This is a genomic window from Anaerobutyricum soehngenii, assembly GCF_009697165.1.
In the GTDB taxonomy this organism is placed as follows: Bacteria; Bacillota; Clostridia; order Lachnospirales; family Lachnospiraceae; genus Anaerobutyricum; species Anaerobutyricum soehngenii.
Genome location: NZ_VULP01000041.1, coordinates 1 through 20,435 on the forward strand (window position 1 = coordinate 1; position 20,435 = coordinate 20,435).

Below are 20,435 nucleotides of genomic sequence, written 5' to 3' on the forward strand. Positions count from 1 at the left end.
GCACGGTATCAAATAATCCCCTTGCCTTTCGTATTTGCCGCCCAGTTCCTCAAATAATGATTTTGCCATTGTCTGTTACCTCCACATTCTTTTTTATTTTGAATGTCCGCAAAATCCGTCCTACATCTATGGGATTACTTGGAAGATTCCAGTGCATAATCACACGACAATAATTATGAAAATCCAATCCTTCCTGTCCGATTGATGTTGTGGCGAGCACAAATGGACGCATTGGTGAGTTAAAGGCATTTCTGATATTTTCTTTACGCATGACTACCTTGGAATTATCTCCTGCATCCTTTGTAAATCCAACTGCATAACTCGACCTTATTCGACATCCATCACTCTTCCTGTCAGCTCCGTTAATACGTTTTTTGAAATCAGGATAAGTATCAGCGATATAGGTGGCTGTATGTATCTTCAATGAATCCATCATCATGTCATGCACAATCTGATACTGATTTCCATCCGACTGAAAACCTGCTGTTTCTTTCAGCATATGGATATATTCATCAATCATTGCCTGAAAACAGCCATCTTTACAGTATTTAAGTACATTCTGCCAATGGGAATTATCATCCCTGCATCTGCCATAAGCAAGATCAATGATAGCTGTTGACTCCGGCAAATTGAAATTATTGACAAATACCTTTGCAAGCGATGTTGCTCTGGCTGTGCTTCTTCCATTAGAACGATAAATGCATATTGCTGGCGAACCCAGTACCATATTTACCAATGTTTCCAGAAGATCCTCCGGCTTTCTTCCAAGATGAATCTCCTCCGGGGCATCCAAATAACTTCTTAGCTTATCAATATGAGCAATAAAGCCCTTATTTCTCTTATCCTTTGAACTGCTTCTGACCTCAGATGTTGTATCCTCTTCGTCTGTATTCATTTCCCACACAATATCCTCTATCCAATGCTTTGCATAGATGACTCCATCCATGAGCATCGGTGCAAGATAATACCACCTGGCATCTTCCTTATTGTTACCCGAATCACCATACTTTTCTTCGATTATCGCAAGCTTCTCTTTCAGTTTCAGCCGTACAGATTTCTCTATTACTTCTAATGATTCATGATTATTCAATGACTCAATCGGTAAATACATATCAGAAAGTGTCTTTGAAGGATAAAGCAGTGCAAACAGGCTCATGCCTCTTACTTCTCCATTTGAAACATTAAACCTGAGCCTTGCCACCGGGTATCGTCTCGAACCATCCGCAAAATACCCCGTATTCTTCTTATCCTGATTCTTTATCTGATGTACCAGTTTTCCAACTGTAAGTCTTTCCGCCTCATAGGAAACAAGCGCACCTATCATTCGTGGAACCATCTCCCATGCAGAAAATACAAGTATTTTTGAAAAGCCTTTGCTGTTTTTATATGCTCCCTGCATCTCATAATATGGCAGTGATGGAGGAATCCACAGATATTTTTCTGCACCGCCGGTAAATGCTTTTTCTTTCAGTGCCTCAAGCATTTTATGGGATCCCAGCTGTGCTGATTGCAGAGTGTAAAAGCCGGATTGATAAGGGACTGATGACGGATGTTCTTGATGAATTTGATCATGTACTTGGCAGGAGCGTGGATACTTATTCAGATGAAGTGGATGAGACACAGGCAAATCAGATGATTGAGGCAGCAATCGACCAGTATTATATTCAGCAGGATAAAAATGGAATGCTGTTATTTATGGAAGTTATGGTAACAAGAATGCAGCAGGCAGGAGAAGTTATTGTTCCATATATCACGGAAAATCCTTTTATGTCGGAAGAACAGATAAGTAAAGTAAAGGCTGGTGACACGATTTCGCTTGACCATGATGTAAGACTTAAAATAGAGACTGTAAAAGATGCTGATGAAAAAGAATGGATTGGAGTATTTACATCTTCTGAAGAGATGCATAAGGGTTCTGCTGGAAATGTGCAGATGAATCAGTCTATTGAATCAATACTTCGTCTGGCACTTAATTGGGAACAGGTGAATGGAATTGTGATTAATCCGTTTGGTAAGTATATTCAGATGACAAAGAAGATGATAGAGCTTTTAATCAATGGGTATGAATATAATGAGAATGAAAGGAAGAGCAAAGATGATGAGAACAATTAAAGTTACAGGAAAAGGGAAAATAGCAGTAAAGCCGGATAAAATCCGGTTATATGTCAACAAGGAAGAACTTTGCAAAGAATATGAAGATACTCTCCGAAGGTCAACAGAAGATACAGAGCTTCTCAAGGATTTGTTTGAGAAACTTGGTTTTCAGAGAAAAGACCTTAAAACAGTATATTTTAATGTCGATACAGAATATGAAAGCTATCAGGACAGAGATAAGAGCTGGAAGCGAAGATTTAAAGGTTATAAGTATAATCACCATATGAAAATAGAGTTTGCAGCTGATAATAAAAGATTAGGGCAAGTCCTTTACGCTTTGGCTCATAGCTCATTAAGGCCAGAGTTTTCTATTGAGTATACAGTGGCAGATGTAGAAAAATGTAAAAATGAGCTGTTACATAAAGCAATCGAGGATTCCATTCAAAAGGCACAGGTGCTTACAACAGCAGCAAATGTGAAATTGGGTGAAATACAGGCAATTGATTATTCTTGGGGAGAGATAGATTTTGTAACAAAGCCATTGAATGAAATGAGATTAATGGAGTGTACGGAATGTGAAATGAGTGCACCGGGAGCATATGATATAGATATTGAGGCAGACGATATTAATGTTACTGATACGGCAACTGTAATATGGGAAATTGCATAAAGAGGAAGATATAAATAGATTAGACGAAAAGCAAGAGGCACCGTTAAAGTAGGTACCTCCTTCTTTTTAGAGAGTTAGCTCTTTTTCTGATATGGGAATTTGCATCTCCGGAGCATTAAGTAGTGCTGTGAAATTCTGTCTAATGATATTCAGTGTCTTCTGCTTTTTCTGCAATTCTTGTTTTTCCCGGACAGTAGCAGCTTGTTCAGATTCAAGATTTTCTATCCTATTCTGGATTTTATTAGAGCTTGGGATTTTGGTAACACCGAGATCCTGAAGCTCTTTTTTTAGTGAATCGTGCAGTTGGTATTCTGCTTGATGTTTGGTTCGGTATGCTTTTGGATTTTTAGCAGATTTGCAATCTTCAATCACTTTTCGGCAGAGACGGTAAGAATCACAGTGTTTTTGAATGATTTTCTGTGTGCTCAGCTCACTGTTGATTTGCGTTATTCTTTGATCAGCCGCTTTAACAGAAGCATCAACATCAGAAACATGCTGTTGGAAATCTTCATAATTCAGCAGGTTATTTTCGGAAAGATAGTTGAAGGTGCGTGCCGCTTCTTTCAGGTTATTTAGTTTTGCCCATCGTTCAAATCCTTCTCGATTGCCGGTCGTAACATAAGTGGAGATATTGATATACAGGCGAGCTTCTCTGGACAGATGCCTTGGAGCTTTTATTTTGTTACGGTTTTTTGCCAAACGGATGCGGACATTTTCTTCTGAATAATAGCTTCCGAGAGATTTCATATAAGTGAAGTTTTTCTGTTCCGGTGCACGGAAGGATAGATGTTTTCCCTGTCGAATTTCATATCCTGCTAACTGCATCTTTTGCAGAAATTCCTCATAGTTGATGGAAGTCCAGATTGCCTTATCAACTGCAACACGCAGTTTGGCTTTCCAACTGGTGCCACGATGATATTCCATGTTCTCTTTATAGCTTTTACCTTTTTCTCCGGTTGGCATACTGGTGGAAAGTCCATTTTCATGGCAAATGCGATTACTGATCCGGCAGATTTTATGGTAGCTCCGCTTATTGGAAACATATTTGTGATGATCAACAAAACTTGCTGCGTTGAAGATGATATGGTTATGAATGTGATTTTTATCAACATGGGTACTGATCACGTATTCATATTTTCCTTTCAGTACTTCGTCTGCAAATTGTTGCCCTAAGCGATGGGCAGTTTCGGCATCAACTTCTCCAGGTTTAAATGACTGGATCAGATGAAATGCCAGGTTATCACCTTTGTCCATTCCATTCTTTTTTGCCATTTCTCTAGTCATGGAAAATTCAAGATCTGCAGTTTCTGGGGAACAGCCAAAACTGGAAACTAACAGTTTTTCATCTGTCTTATCTGGATTTGTGATATAGTCCAGAGCTTTCTTGTCTGTTACTTTAATGGGGAAGATCTTAAGATACGCCATAATTCTTTCACCATCTCTTTCAATTCTTTCATTTCTTCCGGATATAGATCTCCGGTGGTATTTACCTTTTTTGCAATCTGGTTGATATTTACGCCAATCTTGTGCATTTCCTCATACTGTTTCTTCAGTGGAGTTGTATCGGTGTTGACGATGTAACCGTCGATTGCCATCTTACGAAGATAAGCTCCCATGTTCTTGGTTTTTGATTCTATCATCTTCCTGCGGATTAGCTTTCGTTCTTCTTCTGTGACATAAAAATGAATTTCTTTGTTTCTTTTTCTTTCAGCCATTAGCAGTTTCTCCTTTCTGAGAGGGCAGTAGTATCGTTGCTTTCAGCGTTTTTCAATTCAGGGCAGGGCACCCTAAATTGGGATTTTCCGGAAGTGTATCCTCACTTCCTATCCTTGCTATTTACCGGTGGCAAAGCCGCCGGAAGAGAGTCCTTAAAAAAGATCCCTCTATAAATAAGGTACTGAGAGAAGAAAAAGAGGACATCGAAGCTCAGAAGTATGACGCAAGCATGATTCTGTGGTATAGTAAAATCTGAATGAAAAAGAAGAAAAGAGGTCAAACCGATGTCACGGAAAAACCATAAGATGATAGATGGGAGATTACTGCAAACGAATAAGAAGTATTCCCAGTTAAAAATGAAGCAGAAAGAAAAGATTGCGGAATGGATGTTTCAGGCAACCAGAGATTATTATATGAAAAAATGTACTTTTCCGAGTGACAAACATCTGGAAGAAGTGGTGGATTCTGTTTATGAAAAAATTGAAGATGCAGAAATCTGGATTCCGTATGGAGAGGTCTTCAAGCATTATAAATCCAAACGATCGGATATCAACAAACGTGTCAGAAAATCTCTGAATGAAAAAGAAGAGAGTCAGATTGAGAAGGTCTGTTTTATGAATATGTGTATGATTCAGGATCATAAAGGGAATGTACTGGCTCTGGATAAAGTAAATGATAGCTATACCGGTACAACTTTTCCAGGCGGTCACGTAGAAGCAAATGAGATTTTTCAGAAATCTATGATTCGGGAAGTCTGGGAAGAAACAGGACTTACGGTTGAAGCACCGAAGCTTGGAGGATTATATCATTGGCATAAGAGCGGAGTGCACTATGTTATTACCTTGTATAAAGCGGATAAGTTTACCGGAGAATTGAAAAGTTCTGAGGAAGGAAGAGTTTATTGGATTCCGCTGGAAGAGTTAAAAACAAAAGAACTTGCTACAGGTATGGAACACGTTTTGCGGATTCTGGAATCAGAGAAGGTGGACGAGTGCTATATGCATCTGGAAGCAGATGGATATGTGGGAGACTTGTATTAAAGAATTACATGAGAAATGGCTGCCTGCTCATTGGAGAAAAGACAGCCATTCTTTATAAGATACATCATTCATCTATTCTGTTTTTTGCGGTTCGTTTTTGGAAGTGAAATTAATATATTTGGCACGTTGTAAAATTGAAATAACTGCATCAATGCTTTCAGGATTGGAGAAGCTCATGATAAAAGGTTCTTCTTTAAATTCCATGGGTTCGAACCCAGGATTCTGATCTGGATTCTTGAGTATATGGATGGGACGTGCACTCTGATTATAAAATGCCAGTTGTGCGGAATCTGTAGTGTTACCGATGACACCAATGCCTACATCCCCTTTTCCAAAGTCTATTCTATGTTTATTTAAGTTGATCATTTTCAAAAATCTCCTTTTTCAAAAATAGCATATTTAGTAATTTTCTATTATTCCCGAAGTAGGGATATCTTTTAAAAAGTCACTGTTGGAAGTAATCGGAGAATCTACAATCTGAACGCCGCTTCGTTTCATCATTCGGAATTTGAAATCAAGAAGTTCCGGTGGAACTTTCAGTTCTGCGGCAGCCTGGAAAAAGGACATATCAGCGTTAAGCATCTCCAGGACATCTTCATCTTCCAGAAGATAATCAGCGGCAAAGCAATTCGCTTCATATTCACATTGTGACACTCCATCGAATAATTCAAAATCATGAAAACACTTGATCTGAAGGGGTTTCTGATGAAGGAGTGCGTGACCGATCTCGTGGATCAGGATAATCTGCTGTATGATTTCCGGTAGGTCGCAGTTAATGACGATGCAGGTCTTTCGACATTCCCGCATACAGAAGCCTTTGCAACAGTTTGGATCAGTTCCAAGCGGAAGCTTTTTAACAATAATATGCATAGCGGCTGCAAGGCGGTACGGATCACTTTCCTGATATTTTGCTTTTACTTTATTAACAGTGTCTCTTATACATTTTGAACTCATAAAAACACCTCGATATTTCATAAGATAGTTTGCTGCAAGTATAGAGTAGCAAAAGTGCTGTACGAAAATACGGACACCTATGAATCACTTTCCATTTCAGTGTTTTTCTTTTTCCGTCCAAATGTCTTTTTGGCTTCCATCTTACAGGAAAGATATGCTTTGGTTACAGCCTGATAGAAAGCATCTTTTGCTTCTTCGTCGAGTTCGCCACCAGCAAAAAGAGCACGGTTGGCTTCGAGAATCTCATTGATGTCCCTGGCTCCTTTTTCACCAAGCTGTCCATTGACTTCATCAATATAATCCATTTTTTCAATTCCGTAAGAAGGATCTGTGATCTCATCATGTTTCAAATAATCGTAAGAGACATTCAATGCATGAGCGAGCTTTCTCATAGTAGAGATTCGTGCGATGGTGCCGGAACTTTCATAAGCTGCGATCGCACGCTGGGATACGCCGACCAGTTCTGCAAGTTCTTTTTGTGTCAGATGATTTTGTTCTCGTTGATATTTAATCTTGTCTGAAAAATTCATAGTGGGATCCTTTCCAAGTTTTTGAAATCGTAACTTCATCAACTTTATAAAAACTATTGACAGAGTTCATTATCACGTATAAAATACAAACAAATGTTCGTGAAGTTAGTAGAAATTATAATCTATAAACTTCACAAAGTCAATATGAAGCAAAGAACTTTTATTATGATTTTTAAGACTGGTAGGTGAATGTTATGAGCAGGACAATTCTTCATTCAGATATGAATTGCTTTTACGCAAGTGTTGAGATGCTGCATCATCCAGAACTTGCCGGGAAGCCGATGGCAGTCGGTGGTGATCCGGAAGCAAGACATGGAATTGTGCTGACTGCAAACTATATTGCGAAGCGAGCCGGAGTAAAAACAGGCATGGCATTGTGGCAGGCAAGACAGGTTTGCCCAGAAATAATCTTTGTACCGCCTCGCATGGATCTTTATTTGAGGTTTTCCAGAATGGCACAGGAGATTTACAGTGAATACACAGATCAGAGAGAACCATTTGGGATTGATGAAAGCTGGCTGGATGTGACCGCCAGTACTTCTATCAAGGGAGACGGAATGAAGATTGCAAAAGAGATCAGCAGTCGGATTAAATATGAACTGGGGGTTACCGTAAGTATTGGTGTTTCCTGGAATAAGATATTTGCAAAGCTCGGTTCTGATTATAAAAAGCCGGATGCCATTACAGAGTTTTCCAAAGACAATTACAAGGATATTGCATGGAAACTTCCAGTAGGTGATTTACTCATGGTCGGAAGAAGCACTGAACGGACGATGAAGAAACTTGGCATTTGTACAATCGGAGATCTGGCAGGAGCAGAACCTTCTATATTAGAAACATATCTTGGAAAGATGGGATTGGTACTTCATACCTTTGCAAATGGATGGGATGAAACTCCAGTTTTGGTAGAAGGATATAAAGTACCGATCAAGTCTATCGGGAACAGTACAACAACGCCAAGAGATCTTGTTAGTGAATTGGACGTGAAGATTATTTTGATGGCTCTTTCAGAAAGTGTAGGAGCCAGGCTTCGTGAAAATGGTTTTCAATGCAGGACAGTAGAAATCTCGATTCGGGATAATGGATTGTATCATTTCACGAGACAGTGCAAGTTGGACAGGGCAAGTAATCTTACAGAAGAAATTGCCAGAACTGCATTTGAGTTATTCCAGAAAAACTATAATTGGGAACATCCAATTCGTAGTCTTGGTGTTCGAGGATGTGATCTGGTATCAGAAGAGATGCCGTATCAGCTTGATTTATTTATGGATGAAACGAAGAGAGAAAAAATCAAAAAGATGGACCAGGTGGTAGATGAGATCCGTGGAAGGTTTGGCTATCAGAGTATTCAGAGAGCATTTATGTATCAGGATAAGATACTGGCACAGCTGAATGCTAAGGAACATACGGTTCATCCACAGGCATATTTTCATGGATAGGAGAGAGCAGGTGTTTTGTAATGACAGCTAAAGTGTATGTAGATGTCCTGGCAGTATTCAGCCGGGAAGGAGAATTGATCCCTACAGCGTTTGTCTGGGAAGATGGACGTAAGTATGCGATTGATAAGGTTTCAAAACCGGAGCGTTGTGCCAGCCGAAAAGCTGGCGGAACCGGATATCGTTATACCTGTCAGGTGGGTGGAAAAATCTGTCATCTGACTTATGAAGAAAATTATAAATGGTTTATGGAACGTAAATAACGGCGTCCTAAAAGGGAGCCCTGAATCAGGGCCCCCTTTGGAGAGATAGATATTCGATGAGAACATCAGCAGTCGGGGATACATCCTTTCCCGTGAGAACCGATTGCTTTCAATAGATCATACAGTTGCCGATCAGCCAGAAATAGAAGCTATCCCACAGCGGATATTTCTGCGGAATCTGCATGAAGAGATGTTAGGACAGTGACAGACTGTGAATGGAACAAACAATACAATGATTGGTCTGGCTGCGGAAGCGGTCGGGAAGGAGGACAATTATGCAGAGAATACAGGATATGTTTATCAATATGGAAGAAGTGGCAGAGGATGCTTATAAGAATACGGAATTATTGCTGAGTCAGTATACTAAAGTAATGTTCCGTATTGAGAAGAACCTTGTGGATATAGATTATGAAATGTATGCAGAGGAAGGGAAGCATCTGAAGGAAATGTTATATGATCTGGTAGATTTCGATGCGACTGCAGAGAAACGCAGAATCCAGGAAAAGCTTCTGAATAATGATATGAATCTCTGTTTGCTGGAAATCATGAGAGATTCCCTGATAGCTTTGAGGGATTATCCAAAAAATGGACAGCTGTATTATCGGCTTTTGAAATATAGATATTTTGAAGCAGGAAATACCAATGAAGATGTGATGCTGATGCTGGATGATATGCCAAGCACTACTTATTATCGAAACCGTAAGAAAGCAATCCGTTTGTATGCAACAATGCTCTGGGCATTTACACGTCCGGAAAAGATACAGAATAAGATGGAGGAAATAAACTGGAAGAAAAGTGGAAGTAAAGTGGCAGTGAACTGACAGTAAACTGGCATGTGAATGGTATTACAATGAAAATACGTGCATGTTAGAATTGATATGCTGAGAGAAATAGACCTTCGCAGACGTAATGTTTGCGGAGGTTTTTCTTTTCTCAAATTTTAAGGCGTCAGGCTGTGCCCGGAAGGGCATGGCCTTTTTTTATACCCAAAAACAGGTTGCAGATTTGAAAAAGCTTCCTTTTTAACAGGTAGATGCCGGAAAGGAAGAGCATATCAAGATGCAGGGAAGAGGCAGGCATTATGCCAGATATCCATGATTTTCGATTTGTCACAAATCAAATCAACAAAAACGACAAATCGGAGAAACAATCATGGAAGAAAGAAAATACACATTTTACGACAGATATCAGAAGGTGAAATACGCTAATATTACAGCAGAAGAGCTGGAAGTTCTTAATATTTTTTATAATAAGGAACATTATATGTTTGATCAGCAGCATCAGAGAAATAATACAGTATTATTTTGTGGATTAGAATCAGAAAACGGTTGTGCGACAGACTTTATCGCAGATAGTGGACGTGACATTGCATCGGATATTACAACTGAGATCTTCTTTAAAGAACTCTTCAGCGATCTGACAGAGAAAGAAAAGAAAATCGTGAGCGATTATTTTATCATGGGAAAACAGGTTAAAGAAACAGCAGAGGAACTGGGCATCAGCACACGTCAGGTGAGTAGAGACAAGAACAGTGCTTTGGCAAAAATGTTGAAGAGGATGAAAGCAGCTGGATATGAATCATATGCTGAGGCGGCAGGTGCATTTCTGCAGGAAAGCGATTATATTCCAACACAGATGGAGACACAGAACTCGATTATGAAGAAAAGGACCGGAGAAGTGAGACTGCCATCAGATCATAAGATGAAAAAATAAATTAGTTAAAAATTAATCATGATAATAATGTGATGATATCACAGAAAACAAATGAATTTCAGATTATAATAAAGCCACAAAAGAAAAAACAAGGAGGACTGTAAAATGTCTGCTATTAATATCAATAAAAATAATTTTCAGAATGAAATAATGGATTCCGAGAAAACCGTTCTTTTAGACTTTTGGGCTCCTTGGTGTGCTCCTTGTCGTATGGTGGCTCCTATCATAGAGGAGATAGCAAGTGAACGCCCTGATATCAAAGTTGGAAAGATCAATGTGGATGAGCAGCCAGAACTGGCAAGTAAATTTGGTATTATGAGTATTCCAACTTTGGTGGTTATGAAGAATGGGAAGATTGTAACAAAAGTTTCAGGGGCAAGACCTAAGAAGGCAATCTTAGAGATGCTTTAAGGAGGTGCGTTAATGGGATTTTTTGATTTTTTAAAACAGGCGAATATTAATCAAGGGATAGAGGAATATAAAAAGACTGCTGGTGCAGTTCTGCTGGATGTTCGTACGCCGCAGGAATATCAGGAAGGGCATATACCAGAAAGTAAAAATGTGCCATTGCAACAACTTAACAATGTTGTTTCGGTAGTGAAGAATACAGAAATACCGCTGTTTGTATACTGTTATTCCGGAGCCCGAAGTCGTCAAGCAACTGGGATGTTGCAACGAATGGGATATTCTAAAGTAAATAATATTGGTGGCATTGCTGCTTATTCAGGAAAGGTGGAAAAATAAGATGAAGGTAATAATCGTAGGCGGTGTAGCCGGAGGAGCTACAGCTGCAGCAAGAATACGAAGATTGGATGAACATGCAGAAATTACTGTGTTTGAAAGATCCGGATACATATCCTATGCGAATTGTGGGCTTCCATATTATATCGGAGACGTGATCACAGACCCGGAAGAACTTACACTACAGACACCAGAGAGTTTTTTTAAACGATTCCGTATTAACATGAAAATTCATCATGAAGTTATCTCCATACATCCGGAACGAAAAACGGTTTCAGTGAAAAATTTAGAGAATGGTGAGATATTTGAAGAAAACTATGATAAGCTGATCCTCTCTCCAGGTGCAAAGCCAACACAGCCGAGACTTCCCGGAGTAGGTATGGATAAACTTTTTACACTTCGTACTGTAGAAGACACTTTTCGGATAAAGGAATATATAAATAAGAATCATCCAAAATCGGCTGTATTGGCAGGTGGCGGTTTTATTGGTCTGGAACTGGCAGAAAATTTGAGGGAGCTTGGCATGGATGTTACAATTGTCCAGCGGCCTAAGCAGCTGATGAACCCATTTGACCCGGATATGGCATCCATGATCCATAATGAAATGAGAAAGCATGGGATAAAACTGGTACTGGGCTATACAGTAGAAGGATTTAAAGAAAAGGACAATGGAGTAGAGGTTCTATTAAAAGATAATCCATCCCTTCAGGCTGATATGGTGGTGCTGGCAATCGGAGTTACACCAGACACAGCATTAGCAAAAGAAGCTGGTCTGGAACTTGGCATCAAGGGAAGTATCGTAGTGAATGACAGAATGGAAACTTCTGTACCGGATATTTATGCAGCAGGTGATGCAGTTCAGGTAAAACATTATGTTACGGGTGATGATGCGCTGATCTCTTTGGCCGGACCAGCCAACAAGCAGGGCAGGATCATCGCTGATAATATTTGTGGTGGTGACAGCCGTTACCTGGGCAGTCAGGGAAGCTCCGTTATCAAAGTATTTGATATGACAGCAGCCACTACAGGTATCAATGAAACCAATGCCAAAAAGTCAGGATTAGATGTAGATACAGTAATTCTTTCTCCTATGAGTCATGCCGGTTACTATCCTGGTGGAAAAGTGATGACCATGAAGGTGGTTTTTGAAAAAGAGACTTATCGTTTGCTTGGTGCTCAGATTATTGGATATGAAGGAGTTGATAAACGTATTGATGTGCTGGCAACAGCAATTCATGCAGGGCTGAAGGCAACCCAGCTGAAAGATCTGGATCTTGCATATGCACCGCCGTATTCCTCTGCCAAGGATCCTGTAAATATGGCAGGATTCATGATAGACAATATAGCAAAAGGTACCTTAAAACAATGGCATCTGGAAGATATGGATAAGATTTCTAAAGATAAAAGTGTTGTATTGCTGGATGTGAGAACTGTAGGTGAGTTTAACAGGGGGCATATGGATGGATTCAGAAATATTCCTGTAGATGAACTAAGGGAACGTATCAATGAAATTGAGAAGGGAAAGCCTGTTTACTTGATATGCCAAAGTGGTCTGCGCAGCTACATTGCCAGCCGTATTCTGGAAGGAAACGGTTATGAAACATACAACTTCTCCGGTGGATTCCGCTTCTATGATGCAGTGGTTAATGACCGTGCGTTGATTGAAAGGGCATATGCATGTGGTATGGATTATTAAAAAATAATCACAATAATTTTATAATTTACTTGTAGCGTAAAAAGATCCCCCATTTATTAGAATGACTTTCACAATTCTGATAAATGGAGGATTCTTTAGATGTCATAGAAAAACAGTTTTATGATCTTTGTAGTGTTTCCAGTCTTTTCGAATCAAGGATGGTGATTTTGCCGCGTGAGAGTTTGACGAGACCATCGCCCTGAAAGTATCGAAGCATTCGAGTGATCACTTCCCTGTGGGAACCAAGATGGTTTGCGATAGTTTCGTGAGTGATTTTCAGTTCATTTGTTCCTTCGATAGAGGTCTCTTCTAAAAGAAATGAAGCAACACGCTTATCCAAACTCTTCCACATGATCTGTTCAATCAGCCACATGACATCAGAAAAACGGCTAGCCATTAATTCATTGGTATAGTTTGCGACGGGAGCCGATTCCTTCATGATGTCCTTATAGATTTCAGCAGGGATGATCCAAAGATCAGTATCTTTTTCTGCTTCAATGGTTACTTCAAATTGAATGGACTGCATGATACATGAGGCGGATAAAAGACACATATCCATATCGAACAGGCGGTAAAGTGTAATTTCTCGTCCTTCATCTGAAAGTATGTAAGTTCGAAGCTGCCCGGATTTAACCAGTAATAATCCAGTACAATCCAGGTTTCCGTTGTGAATGATCGTTCCTTTTTTTACATCCCGTGTAATCAAATTGTCTGAAATTACTTTTTTCTGTGCTGTATTTAAGTCATTCCATAGTGGAAAATAATTTTCGAAGCTCATAACAGTTATCTCCTTTACGAACATAGTATACTTACTTTTTTTAGATGCGTCAATTATATAATTGACATATGCCATAAATAAAAATATACTGACTATAGTACATGACTGTTGTGAATATGAGGGAGGGATAAATAATGCAGGGAGATGTCAGTTTTACATTTTTGGACCGAATTGAAGAAGTAGAACTGAATATTGTAGATAGACGATGGCAGTCTGCACTGGCATTGGCATTGACTTTGCCAGATATTTGCGGAGGTATTGCTTTCCCGGAAATTGTTAAACATTATCGAGATGGCCGGGTTATGCTGGATCGGCAAAAGAATCCGACCCGTGATGTGGGAACCCAGTATATTCGCTGGTTTGATGAATATGCAGGGGACTACTTTAAACTATCTCAATCCGATGAAAAGCCATATATTTGCGGAGAACGCTGTTGGCAGCTTCGATGTGAATATCTTCATCAAAATAAAGGATTTTTGAATGATGAAAATAATATACGCTTTCATCTTGGACTAAACTGTGGAATGTCAGTTTGTCAGTTGGAAAGTATGAACATACAGGAGAACGGAAACGATATTCGTATAGACATAGAACAGTTTTGTCTGAGGATGTGCAAGGCAGCAAAGAGTTATTATGATAAAGTTCATTTGGAAAAAGACTTTAGTCTCTATAATACACCAGTTTTGGATTTTATTCAGGTAACACAAAAAAAGAAAGCTGCTTCTATTATTGCACTGGTCTGTGGCAGTGAACGTTATGCAAAAGGATTAAAAGAAACATTGCAATTTATTTCAGATCAGATCATGCTGTTTTACACACCGGAAAGTGCTAAAACAAGATTAGGCAGACATAAGCCGGATCTTTGGATTGTTACCGAAGATATGACGAGCCAACCGAATCAGCCATGGCGTGCGGACAGGACAACACCTGTAATTTTAATCACAGGCAATCCTGATGCTGTTGAAATTAAAAAGAATTCAGGAAAACTAACTGTTCTTTCTATGCCATTATCAATAGTTGATTTGCGGAAAACCGTCGAAATATATGTGTCGTGAGGAGAAGTTTATGCTGTACATAATACTATTATTTGTATTTGTAGTTGTATATTTGATGATGCTTATGCGGAGACAGAAAGAAAAGATGAGCGAAATTAAAATACAAATAGATCAACTGCAAGCACAACATGATCGATTGCAGAAAGAAAGGGATCAGTTACAAGAACGGATGAATCATCTGGAAGAGCAACGAGAACACTTGCAAATGCAAACAGACCAGGCATTTCGGAGTGCTGATGAAATCGAGAAAATTTACGATGAGATATGGAATCATGCTAATACCATTCACCTTTACTCTTCGTTAGCTGAAGAAGAAAGCAAATCTATAACAATGAAAGAAAAACAAAAAGAAATTATTCGAACAACTGAGGAAATTCTAAACATCATATATAAATATAAAGGTAATGTATAATAAAAATATGTCATTGTAATGATTAGCGTTCAAGGTAAATTCTTATGTAATAATATCACAGAAGGATTTACCTTTTTCAGGTACAATAGAGATACAAAATTTGAAAGGGGAACAAAGCATTGGCAAAAAGAATGGCAAGTGTCGATAAAAAAAGATGTGTTGCCTGCGGAGTATGTGAAAATACTTGTCCGCTGGCAGCTGTCAAAGTTTACCATGGATGTTATGCTGTGGTAGAAGAAACAGTGTGTGTAGGATGTGGAAAATGTGCAAAGTCCTGTCCGGCAGGTTGTATTGAAATGAAAGAGAGGACAGCGATGTGAAGAAAAAGAAACATTGGTATGATTATTTATGGATATGGGCGATCCTTTATTTTGCTCTCGGTTTTTTTAATATTTTGTTTGCTTGGTTTGGGATGATTGATTTCCTGTTGCCGTTAGGAATAGCGATATTCGGTGAAAATAAATTTTTCTGTAATCATTTGTGTGGACGTGGCCAGCTTTTTAGTAAGCTCGGTGGGGATTTAAAATGCTCAAGAAATAAACCAACCCCGCGATGGATGAGTTCAAAATGGTTCCGATACGGCTTTTTGATATTTTTCCTTACAATGTTTGGGAATATGGTGTTTCAGACATATTTAGTTGGTGCCGGATCATCATCCTTGCGTGAAGCCATCAAATTATTCTGGACCTTCCGTGTTCCGTGGGGATGGACATACACTGCCGGAACAGTAGCTGATTGGGTGGCACAGTTTAGTTTTGGATTTTATAGTTTGATGCTTACATCTTTGTTGTTAGGGTTGATCGTAATGGTGTTATATAAGCCACGAACCTGGTGTACATTTTGTCCAATGGGAACAATGACGCAGGGTATCTGTAAATTAAAAAATAATGAAAAGAAGTAATACTATAAGGTGATTCATAAAAGGCATATGTCAAAAACATTATTGACATATGCCTTTTATAGGGCTATTATATAAGAAAAGCGAGAAAGGAGCAGTTTATGCCGAGACCAGTAAAATGCAGAAAAGTCTGTCATTTCCCCAATGTTTTAGAATTTCTTCCGGCAGATGATACTGAGAAAAAAACACCCATTGTTCTAACGGTAGATGAGTACGAGACAATCCGTCTTTTGGACAAGAAAGGTTACAGTCAGGAGCAGTGTGCAGCATCTATGCAAGTCGCAAGAACAACGGTCCAGCGAATTTACGAGATCGCCAGGAAAAAGATCGCAGATGCACTTATCGACGGGCATCCACTCAAAATTGAGGGCGGAGATTTCAGAATCTGTGACGGTCAGAGCGGCAACTGCAGCTTTGGAGGATGTTACAAACAGGAAATTTACAAAAAATATGCAGCAGAAAAAGGAGAAGGTATCATGAGAATAGCAGTAACATATGAAAATGGACAGATTTTCCAGCACTTTGGACACACAGAGACATTTAAGATTTACGATGTAGAGGAAGGAAAAGTAGTACATTCAGAAGTAGTAGATACGAATGGAAGTGGACATGGCGCATTGGCAGGAGTTCTTAATGCATTGAATGCAGACGTTTTGATTTGTGGCGGAATTGGAGGCGGCGCACAGACAGCGTTAGCGGCAGCAGGCATCAAGCTTTTCGGAGGAGTTTCCGGAGATGCGGATGAAGCAGTAGAAGCTTTTATCAATGAAACACTTGAGTATAATCCGGATGTGAAATGTTCTCATCACGAGCACAACAACGGGGAAGGACATACATGTGGCGAGCATGGATGTGGAAGCCACAGTTGTCATTAAGAAGTGAGATTGCCATCGGATCATAAGATGAAAAAATAAAAGGTATTGATCTATAAAGAGGGAAGGGAACCCGCATCATCAAATTTGCTTGTGATGTCGGGTTCTCTTTTTATTTGCATAATGATATACTTTTATTGTGGTTAGAAAAATAAAGCATGTACAAAACTCATAGGAGAAAGATGTATACTTATGACAACATTTGGTGATAAAATTAGGAAGTTGCGAAAAGAGAAAAAAATGACTCAACAAAAGCTGGGTGATATGGTGGGCGTTTCTCATAGAACAATTCGATCTTGGGAAGTTGAAGGACGATATCCGAAGCAGAGTAGTTTATATCAAAAACTGGCAGATGCATTTCAGTGTCAGGTTTCTTATCTTATGAATGATAATGAAACCGTGTGCTTGGGTAATGATGAGCCAAGTGAATATGCTGGTGCTAAACAGGCAAGGCAGATTCTTGAACAGGTAGCTGCTTTATTTGCCAGTGGAACTATGACCAATGAGGACAAAACTATTTTCATGGATGAGATGACGAGACTTTATCTGGCATCAAAAAAGAACAGAAGAAAATGGTAAGAAGAAATGAACTGTTTTGTTTTCTTGCTTGATAGAAAAGAAGAATAGAACGTATAATAGTGTTAATGATCCAGAGAAGATTGCTCTGGAAATAGAATTATTCGTACCAGTGGTGCGAGTATAGAGTAGGAGTGAAAGAATGGTAGAAGATACTATGTTTTCCGGGGAATCGAAAAATATTGAGCACAAGGTATCCTTACCTGATAAAAGTGAAAAGTACATGAAGACAATCGTAGCTTTTGCCAATACACAAGGTGGCAAGCTGATTGTTGGAGTAGATGATAAAACACACCAGATTGTTGGTGTGGAAAATGATGTGTTGTTTCAGCTGATGGATGGAATTGCCAATGCAGTTTCTGATTCCTGTGTGCCGCAGATCATTCCTGATATTGAGCCGCAGACGGTAAATGGGAAAACAGTTATTGTTGTATCAGTAGAAGCAGGAAAGAATAGACCATATTATCTGAAATCAAAGGGAAAAGATAATGGCACTTATATCCGTGTAGCAGGTACATCAAGACAGGCATTTCCAGAGAAGATAAAAGAGCTGGAAATGGAAGGTGCCAGAATCTCATGGGATGAGCTTACTTGTGTGGGTTATCCTGTTTCAGAGGAAGCAACAGAGAAACTTTGTCTGGATATCGAAAAGTTCCGGAAGAAAGCAGGAATGTCAGAACATTCTGTAAAGAAAGAGCAGCTGATAAACTGGAAAATCTTAAAGCAGAGTGAGGGACAGCTTCTGGCAACGAATGCCTATGCATTGCTGACATCAGATTATTTCTCATTTTCTAAAACACAATGTGCGGTATTCAAGGGAACAGATCGTGCAGTGTTTCTGGATAAGAGAGAATTTACAGGACCGATTTACACACAAATCGAAGAAGCAGTAGATTTTGTATTGAGAAATATTCGGCTTGGAGCAACGATTGATGGATTGGTGCGAAAAGAGAAATATGAGCTACCGCCGGAAGCAATTAGGGAAATGATTATTAATGCCCATTGTCACCGTAACCTGTTAGACGAATCCTGTATTCAGGTCGCAGTTTATGATGACAGACTGGAGGTGACTTCTCCGGGTGGATTATATAACGGATTGACTTATGAGGAAGTCATGAATGGTCATTCGAAGATCCGGAATAAAGGCATTGCCAATATATTCAGTCAGATGGGACTTGTAGAGGCATGGGGAAGCGGAATAAAAAGAATCCTTAATGCAGCAGAAGAGTATGGACTTTTGAAGCCGAGATTTCAGGAATTCGATAATATGTTTCGGGTAGAGCTGTTCCGTAATTCATTTCCGATGACAAATGAAAAAGAAAACATCAGAGAAACATCGGAGAAGCATCGGAGAAGCATCGGAGAAGCATCGGAGGTAGTGTGGAGAACAGACCTCAACGATACACAGCAAAAGATTATAAAGTTACTTTCAGAAGATCATCAATTATCAGCAGTTAAGTTAGCTGAAAAAATTGGGGTTGCCAGTCGAAATATTGAGAACAATATTAAGAAGTTAAAAGAGTATGGTATTCTTATAAGACATGGATCTCCAAAGAATGGTTACTGGGAGATTGTAGATAAAGATCTACAGGAGTGAGAAGTAAATTAGTCCAAGACTAGTCCAAGATATCTCAAGATTAGTCCAAGGGAATATATATATAAATAACAAAAACAGATTGACATTTTGTAGTAATCAGTAGTAAACTGTACTTGTGGAAGGGAAGTGATATGTTTGGCTAGAAAAACACCAAAAGATGGCAAAGAAGAAAACATACGAGTACGGGTGACTCCAGAACAAAAACAGAGACTTGTTGAGTATGCAGAAAGACACTATCAGAGCATGAGTGGTGTTGTATGTCAGGCATTGGATCTCCTGTACGCAAGAGAAGAACAACAAAATAACAAAGAGTAGAATGGAGTTATTTTGGAGTTTATTTCTTCATAAGCTGTGCGAAAAGTACAAAATCAGAACACATGTTCGAAGCGTAAGTCTCTAATAACAGCCTTTGCGTGTCATGAAATGCTGTCCGCAAAGGAGTTTGAATAACAAAAGCAACTCAAAGAATGCTGTATTTATGCGGTTTCTGAGGCTTTTCAAAAACGATTTGACAACAAAATGATAACACTGTGATAATTTGCATTATTGATAAATAGTGCAAGTGGTTAACAGGTGTGGTTTCAGATAAGACAATAAAAGGTCTTGTCGAGCTAATGAAAAATTAGCTTGGCAAGGCCTTTTTCTTTGCCTGAAAGAAGCCGGTTGAAACGATTCGAAGAGCATTATTTCTTCTTATTTTCAGATTGATCGATTTTTTTGCCCTCAGCAATAAGCATGTCGCTGAGTTCCTGAGGGATGACTTTTGCGAAATGAGTATGTGTTGTCTGACCAACAACTGGATAGTGATAGCGCCACTGGTCATATTCATCCTGGGTGATCTGCTTAGACTCCAGAGCCTCTGCTTTATCCATCCAGTCCATCATCATGTCGTAGAGCTGGCTGCTGTCAGGAAAATGCTTTAAATCGAGATAAAGACGAGGCTGTCCGTCCTCCGCTTTCTCTATTTTAAGACCATAGCGGTCTTCAAGGGTAAAAAGAGTGTGCATAAGACCAACATAGGAATCAATATCCGGAACTTTCAGTGCTTCCGGATTTACATCAAATATATCTGCAAGTGCCTTGATCAGGTTGTCCTTTGGAACACGGGTTTCTTTTTCATATTGAGCCATACGGACATCGGCGGATTTTTCATCAAAGCCAATTTGTCCTCCTACATATTTTTGAGTCATTCCGCGTTTGGTGCGGAAGAAATGGATTCGTTCTCCTATTGCCATGGTAATTTCTCCTTTCGCTGTAAGAAAAATAATAGGCGTTTGCGAAACGCCACAAGTCGCATAAATACGTCATTTTTTTGTTGTTAAAAATAAAAATCTCCTCACGGTTTGTGATATAATGGAGTTGACTAGAAACCATAAATCACGCCCCGAAAGGAG

26 protein-coding genes and 1 pseudogene are annotated in these 20,435 nt (G+C 39.3%); 18 read left to right on the forward strand and 9 right to left on the reverse strand.

Features of this window, described 5'->3' with window-relative positions; all coding sequences use genetic code 11:
* Window positions 1-69 (reverse strand): annotated as a pseudogene (locus FYJ25_RS13505) (TnpV protein); the annotation flags it as partial.
* The gene (locus FYJ25_RS13510; RefSeq protein ID WP_243145754.1) at window positions 50-1,483 is read right to left on the reverse strand and encodes a DEAD/DEAH box helicase family protein; all 1,434 of its coding nucleotides are present in this window, start codon (window positions 1,481-1,483) and stop codon (window positions 50-52) included. The gene FYJ25_RS13510 and the pseudogene FYJ25_RS13505, both read right to left, overlap by 20 nt.
* 17 nt (window positions 1,484-1,500) lie before the next feature.
* On the opposite strand from FYJ25_RS13510, the gene FYJ25_RS13515 reads away from it, so the two are divergent.
* Together FYJ25_RS13515 and FYJ25_RS13520 are read left to right on the forward strand one after the other, a co-directional pair.
* On the forward strand, window positions 1,501-2,112 hold the full coding sequence (locus FYJ25_RS13515) for an SseB family protein (RefSeq protein WP_055054085.1): 612 nt from the start codon (window positions 1,501-1,503) through the stop codon (window positions 2,110-2,112).
* Window positions 2,096-2,764 carry an SIMPL domain-containing protein gene (locus tag FYJ25_RS13520; RefSeq protein WP_026648895.1) on the forward strand — a complete coding sequence of 223 codons (669 nt, stop codon included), beginning with the start codon at window positions 2,096-2,098 and terminating at the stop codon, window positions 2,762-2,764. The genes FYJ25_RS13515 and FYJ25_RS13520 overlap by 17 nt, the downstream gene beginning before the upstream one ends.
* 66 nt (window positions 2,765-2,830) lie before the next feature.
* On the opposite strand, the gene FYJ25_RS13525 is transcribed toward FYJ25_RS13520, so the two are convergent.
* Entirely contained in the window at window positions 2,831-4,189 is a 1,359-nt protein-coding gene (locus FYJ25_RS13525; RefSeq protein WP_154581525.1) for a relaxase/mobilization nuclease domain-containing protein, read from the reverse strand.
* A complete protein-coding gene (locus tag FYJ25_RS13530) occupies window positions 4,156-4,479 on the reverse strand; it encodes a MobC family plasmid mobilization relaxosome protein (RefSeq protein WP_154581526.1) in 324 nt (107 codons plus the stop codon). The genes FYJ25_RS13525 and FYJ25_RS13530 overlap by 34 nt, the downstream gene beginning before the upstream one ends.
* A 285-nt stretch (window positions 4,480-4,764) precedes the next feature.
* Here FYJ25_RS13530 and FYJ25_RS13535 point away from each other — a divergent pair, with 285 nt between their 5' ends.
* Window positions 4,765-5,520 (forward strand): 8-oxo-dGTP diphosphatase, encoded by a 756-nt coding sequence (locus FYJ25_RS13535; protein WP_049946956.1) that lies wholly within the window; start codon window positions 4,765-4,767, stop codon window positions 5,518-5,520.
* A 72-nt stretch (window positions 5,521-5,592) separates the two neighbouring features.
* On the opposite strand, the gene FYJ25_RS13540 is transcribed toward FYJ25_RS13535, so the two are convergent.
* The 3 genes from FYJ25_RS13540 to FYJ25_RS13550 all read right to left on the reverse strand — a co-directional run bounded on the left by FYJ25_RS13540 (window position 5,593) and on the right by FYJ25_RS13550 (window position 7,004).
* A complete protein-coding gene (locus FYJ25_RS13540) occupies window positions 5,593-5,886 on the reverse strand; it encodes a hypothetical protein (RefSeq protein ID WP_026650130.1) in 294 nt (97 codons plus the stop codon).
* Window positions 5,887-5,919: 33 nt separating this feature from the next.
* On the reverse strand, window positions 5,920-6,474 hold the full coding sequence (locus tag FYJ25_RS13545) for an ImmA/IrrE family metallo-endopeptidase (protein WP_026650129.1): 555 nt from the start codon (window positions 6,472-6,474) through the stop codon (window positions 5,920-5,922).
* 77 nt (window positions 6,475-6,551) lie between these two features.
* On the reverse strand, window positions 6,552-7,004 hold the full coding sequence (locus tag FYJ25_RS13550) for a helix-turn-helix domain-containing protein (protein WP_026650128.1): 453 nt from the start codon (window positions 7,002-7,004) through the stop codon (window positions 6,552-6,554).
* Between the two features lie 194 nt (window positions 7,005-7,198).
* Between FYJ25_RS13550 and dinB the strand changes: the two genes are divergently transcribed.
* From dinB to FYJ25_RS13585, 7 genes are all read left to right on the forward strand, one after another.
* Window positions 7,199-8,443, forward strand: a complete 1,245-nt coding sequence (gene dinB, locus FYJ25_RS13555; protein WP_044924451.1) for a DNA polymerase IV — start codon at window positions 7,199-7,201, stop codon at window positions 8,441-8,443.
* Window positions 8,444-8,463: 20 nt separating this feature from the next.
* Window positions 8,464-8,703: a hypothetical protein gene (locus tag FYJ25_RS13560; protein ID WP_026650126.1), complete on the forward strand. Its 240-nt coding sequence runs from the start codon at window positions 8,464-8,466 to the stop codon at window positions 8,701-8,703.
* A 275-nt stretch (window positions 8,704-8,978) separates the two neighbouring features.
* Window positions 8,979-9,524, forward strand: a complete 546-nt coding sequence (locus FYJ25_RS13565) for a hypothetical protein (RefSeq protein WP_026650125.1) — start codon at window positions 8,979-8,981, stop codon at window positions 9,522-9,524.
* Between the two features lie 331 nt (window positions 9,525-9,855).
* On the forward strand, window positions 9,856-10,416 hold the full coding sequence (locus FYJ25_RS13570; protein ID WP_026650124.1) for a sigma factor-like helix-turn-helix DNA-binding protein: 561 nt from the start codon (window positions 9,856-9,858) through the stop codon (window positions 10,414-10,416).
* 105 nt (window positions 10,417-10,521) lie between these two features.
* The gene (trxA, locus tag FYJ25_RS13575) at window positions 10,522-10,827 is read left to right on the forward strand and encodes a thioredoxin (protein ID WP_028086464.1); all 306 of its coding nucleotides are present in this window, start codon (window positions 10,522-10,524) and stop codon (window positions 10,825-10,827) included.
* A 12-nt stretch (window positions 10,828-10,839) separates the two neighbouring features.
* The gene (locus tag FYJ25_RS13580; RefSeq protein ID WP_028086465.1) at window positions 10,840-11,160 is read left to right on the forward strand and encodes a rhodanese-like domain-containing protein; all 321 of its coding nucleotides are present in this window, start codon (window positions 10,840-10,842) and stop codon (window positions 11,158-11,160) included.
* A 1-nt stretch (window position 11,161) separates the two neighbouring features.
* Window positions 11,162-12,853, forward strand: coding sequence for an FAD-dependent oxidoreductase (locus tag FYJ25_RS13585; RefSeq protein ID WP_073106970.1), 1,692 nt, complete (start codon window positions 11,162-11,164; stop codon window positions 12,851-12,853).
* Window positions 12,854-12,971: 118 nt separating this feature from the next.
* Here FYJ25_RS13585 and FYJ25_RS13590 read toward each other — a convergent pair whose 3' ends face one another.
* Complete coding sequence (locus FYJ25_RS13590) at window positions 12,972-13,655, reverse strand: Crp/Fnr family transcriptional regulator (protein ID WP_044924472.1); 684 nt, start codon at window positions 13,653-13,655, stop codon at window positions 12,972-12,974.
* Between the two features lie 110 nt (window positions 13,656-13,765).
* Here FYJ25_RS13590 and FYJ25_RS13595 point away from each other — a divergent pair, with 110 nt between their 5' ends.
* The 8 genes from FYJ25_RS13595 to FYJ25_RS13630 all read left to right on the forward strand — a co-directional run bounded on the left by FYJ25_RS13595 (window position 13,766) and on the right by FYJ25_RS13630 (window position 19,356).
* Window positions 13,766-14,686: a response regulator gene (locus FYJ25_RS13595; protein WP_028086467.1), complete on the forward strand. Its 921-nt coding sequence runs from the start codon at window positions 13,766-13,768 to the stop codon at window positions 14,684-14,686.
* A gap of 85 nt (window positions 14,687-14,771) precedes the next feature.
* Complete coding sequence (locus FYJ25_RS13600) at window positions 14,772-15,098, forward strand: hypothetical protein (protein ID WP_222891074.1); 327 nt, start codon at window positions 14,772-14,774, stop codon at window positions 15,096-15,098.
* Between the two features lie 119 nt (window positions 15,099-15,217).
* Window positions 15,218-15,418: a 4Fe-4S binding protein gene (locus FYJ25_RS13605; RefSeq protein ID WP_222891075.1), complete on the forward strand. Its 201-nt coding sequence runs from the start codon at window positions 15,218-15,220 to the stop codon at window positions 15,416-15,418.
* Complete coding sequence (locus tag FYJ25_RS13610; RefSeq protein ID WP_055195153.1) at window positions 15,415-15,999, forward strand: 4Fe-4S binding protein; 585 nt, start codon at window positions 15,415-15,417, stop codon at window positions 15,997-15,999. The genes FYJ25_RS13605 and FYJ25_RS13610 overlap by 4 nt, the downstream gene beginning before the upstream one ends.
* A 98-nt stretch (window positions 16,000-16,097) precedes the next feature.
* Window positions 16,098-16,871, forward strand: a complete 774-nt coding sequence (locus tag FYJ25_RS13615; RefSeq protein WP_055195155.1) for a NifB/NifX family molybdenum-iron cluster-binding protein — start codon at window positions 16,098-16,100, stop codon at window positions 16,869-16,871.
* Between the two features lie 189 nt (window positions 16,872-17,060).
* The gene (locus FYJ25_RS13620; RefSeq protein WP_044924454.1) at window positions 17,061-17,447 is read left to right on the forward strand and encodes a helix-turn-helix domain-containing protein; all 387 of its coding nucleotides are present in this window, start codon (window positions 17,061-17,063) and stop codon (window positions 17,445-17,447) included.
* A 139-nt stretch (window positions 17,448-17,586) separates the two neighbouring features.
* Window positions 17,587-19,041 carry an ATP-binding protein gene (locus tag FYJ25_RS13625; protein WP_154581527.1) on the forward strand — a complete coding sequence of 485 codons (1,455 nt, stop codon included), beginning with the start codon at window positions 17,587-17,589 and terminating at the stop codon, window positions 19,039-19,041.
* 135 nt (window positions 19,042-19,176) lie between these two features.
* A complete protein-coding gene (locus tag FYJ25_RS13630) occupies window positions 19,177-19,356 on the forward strand; it encodes a hypothetical protein (protein ID WP_028086473.1) in 180 nt (59 codons plus the stop codon).
* Window positions 19,357-19,724: 368 nt separating this feature from the next.
* On the opposite strand, the gene FYJ25_RS13635 is transcribed toward FYJ25_RS13630, so the two are convergent.
* Window positions 19,725-20,276 carry a helix-turn-helix domain-containing protein gene (locus tag FYJ25_RS13635; RefSeq protein WP_154581528.1) on the reverse strand — a complete coding sequence of 184 codons (552 nt, stop codon included), beginning with the start codon at window positions 20,274-20,276 and terminating at the stop codon, window positions 19,725-19,727.
* Window positions 20,277-20,435 lie beyond the last annotated feature (159 nt).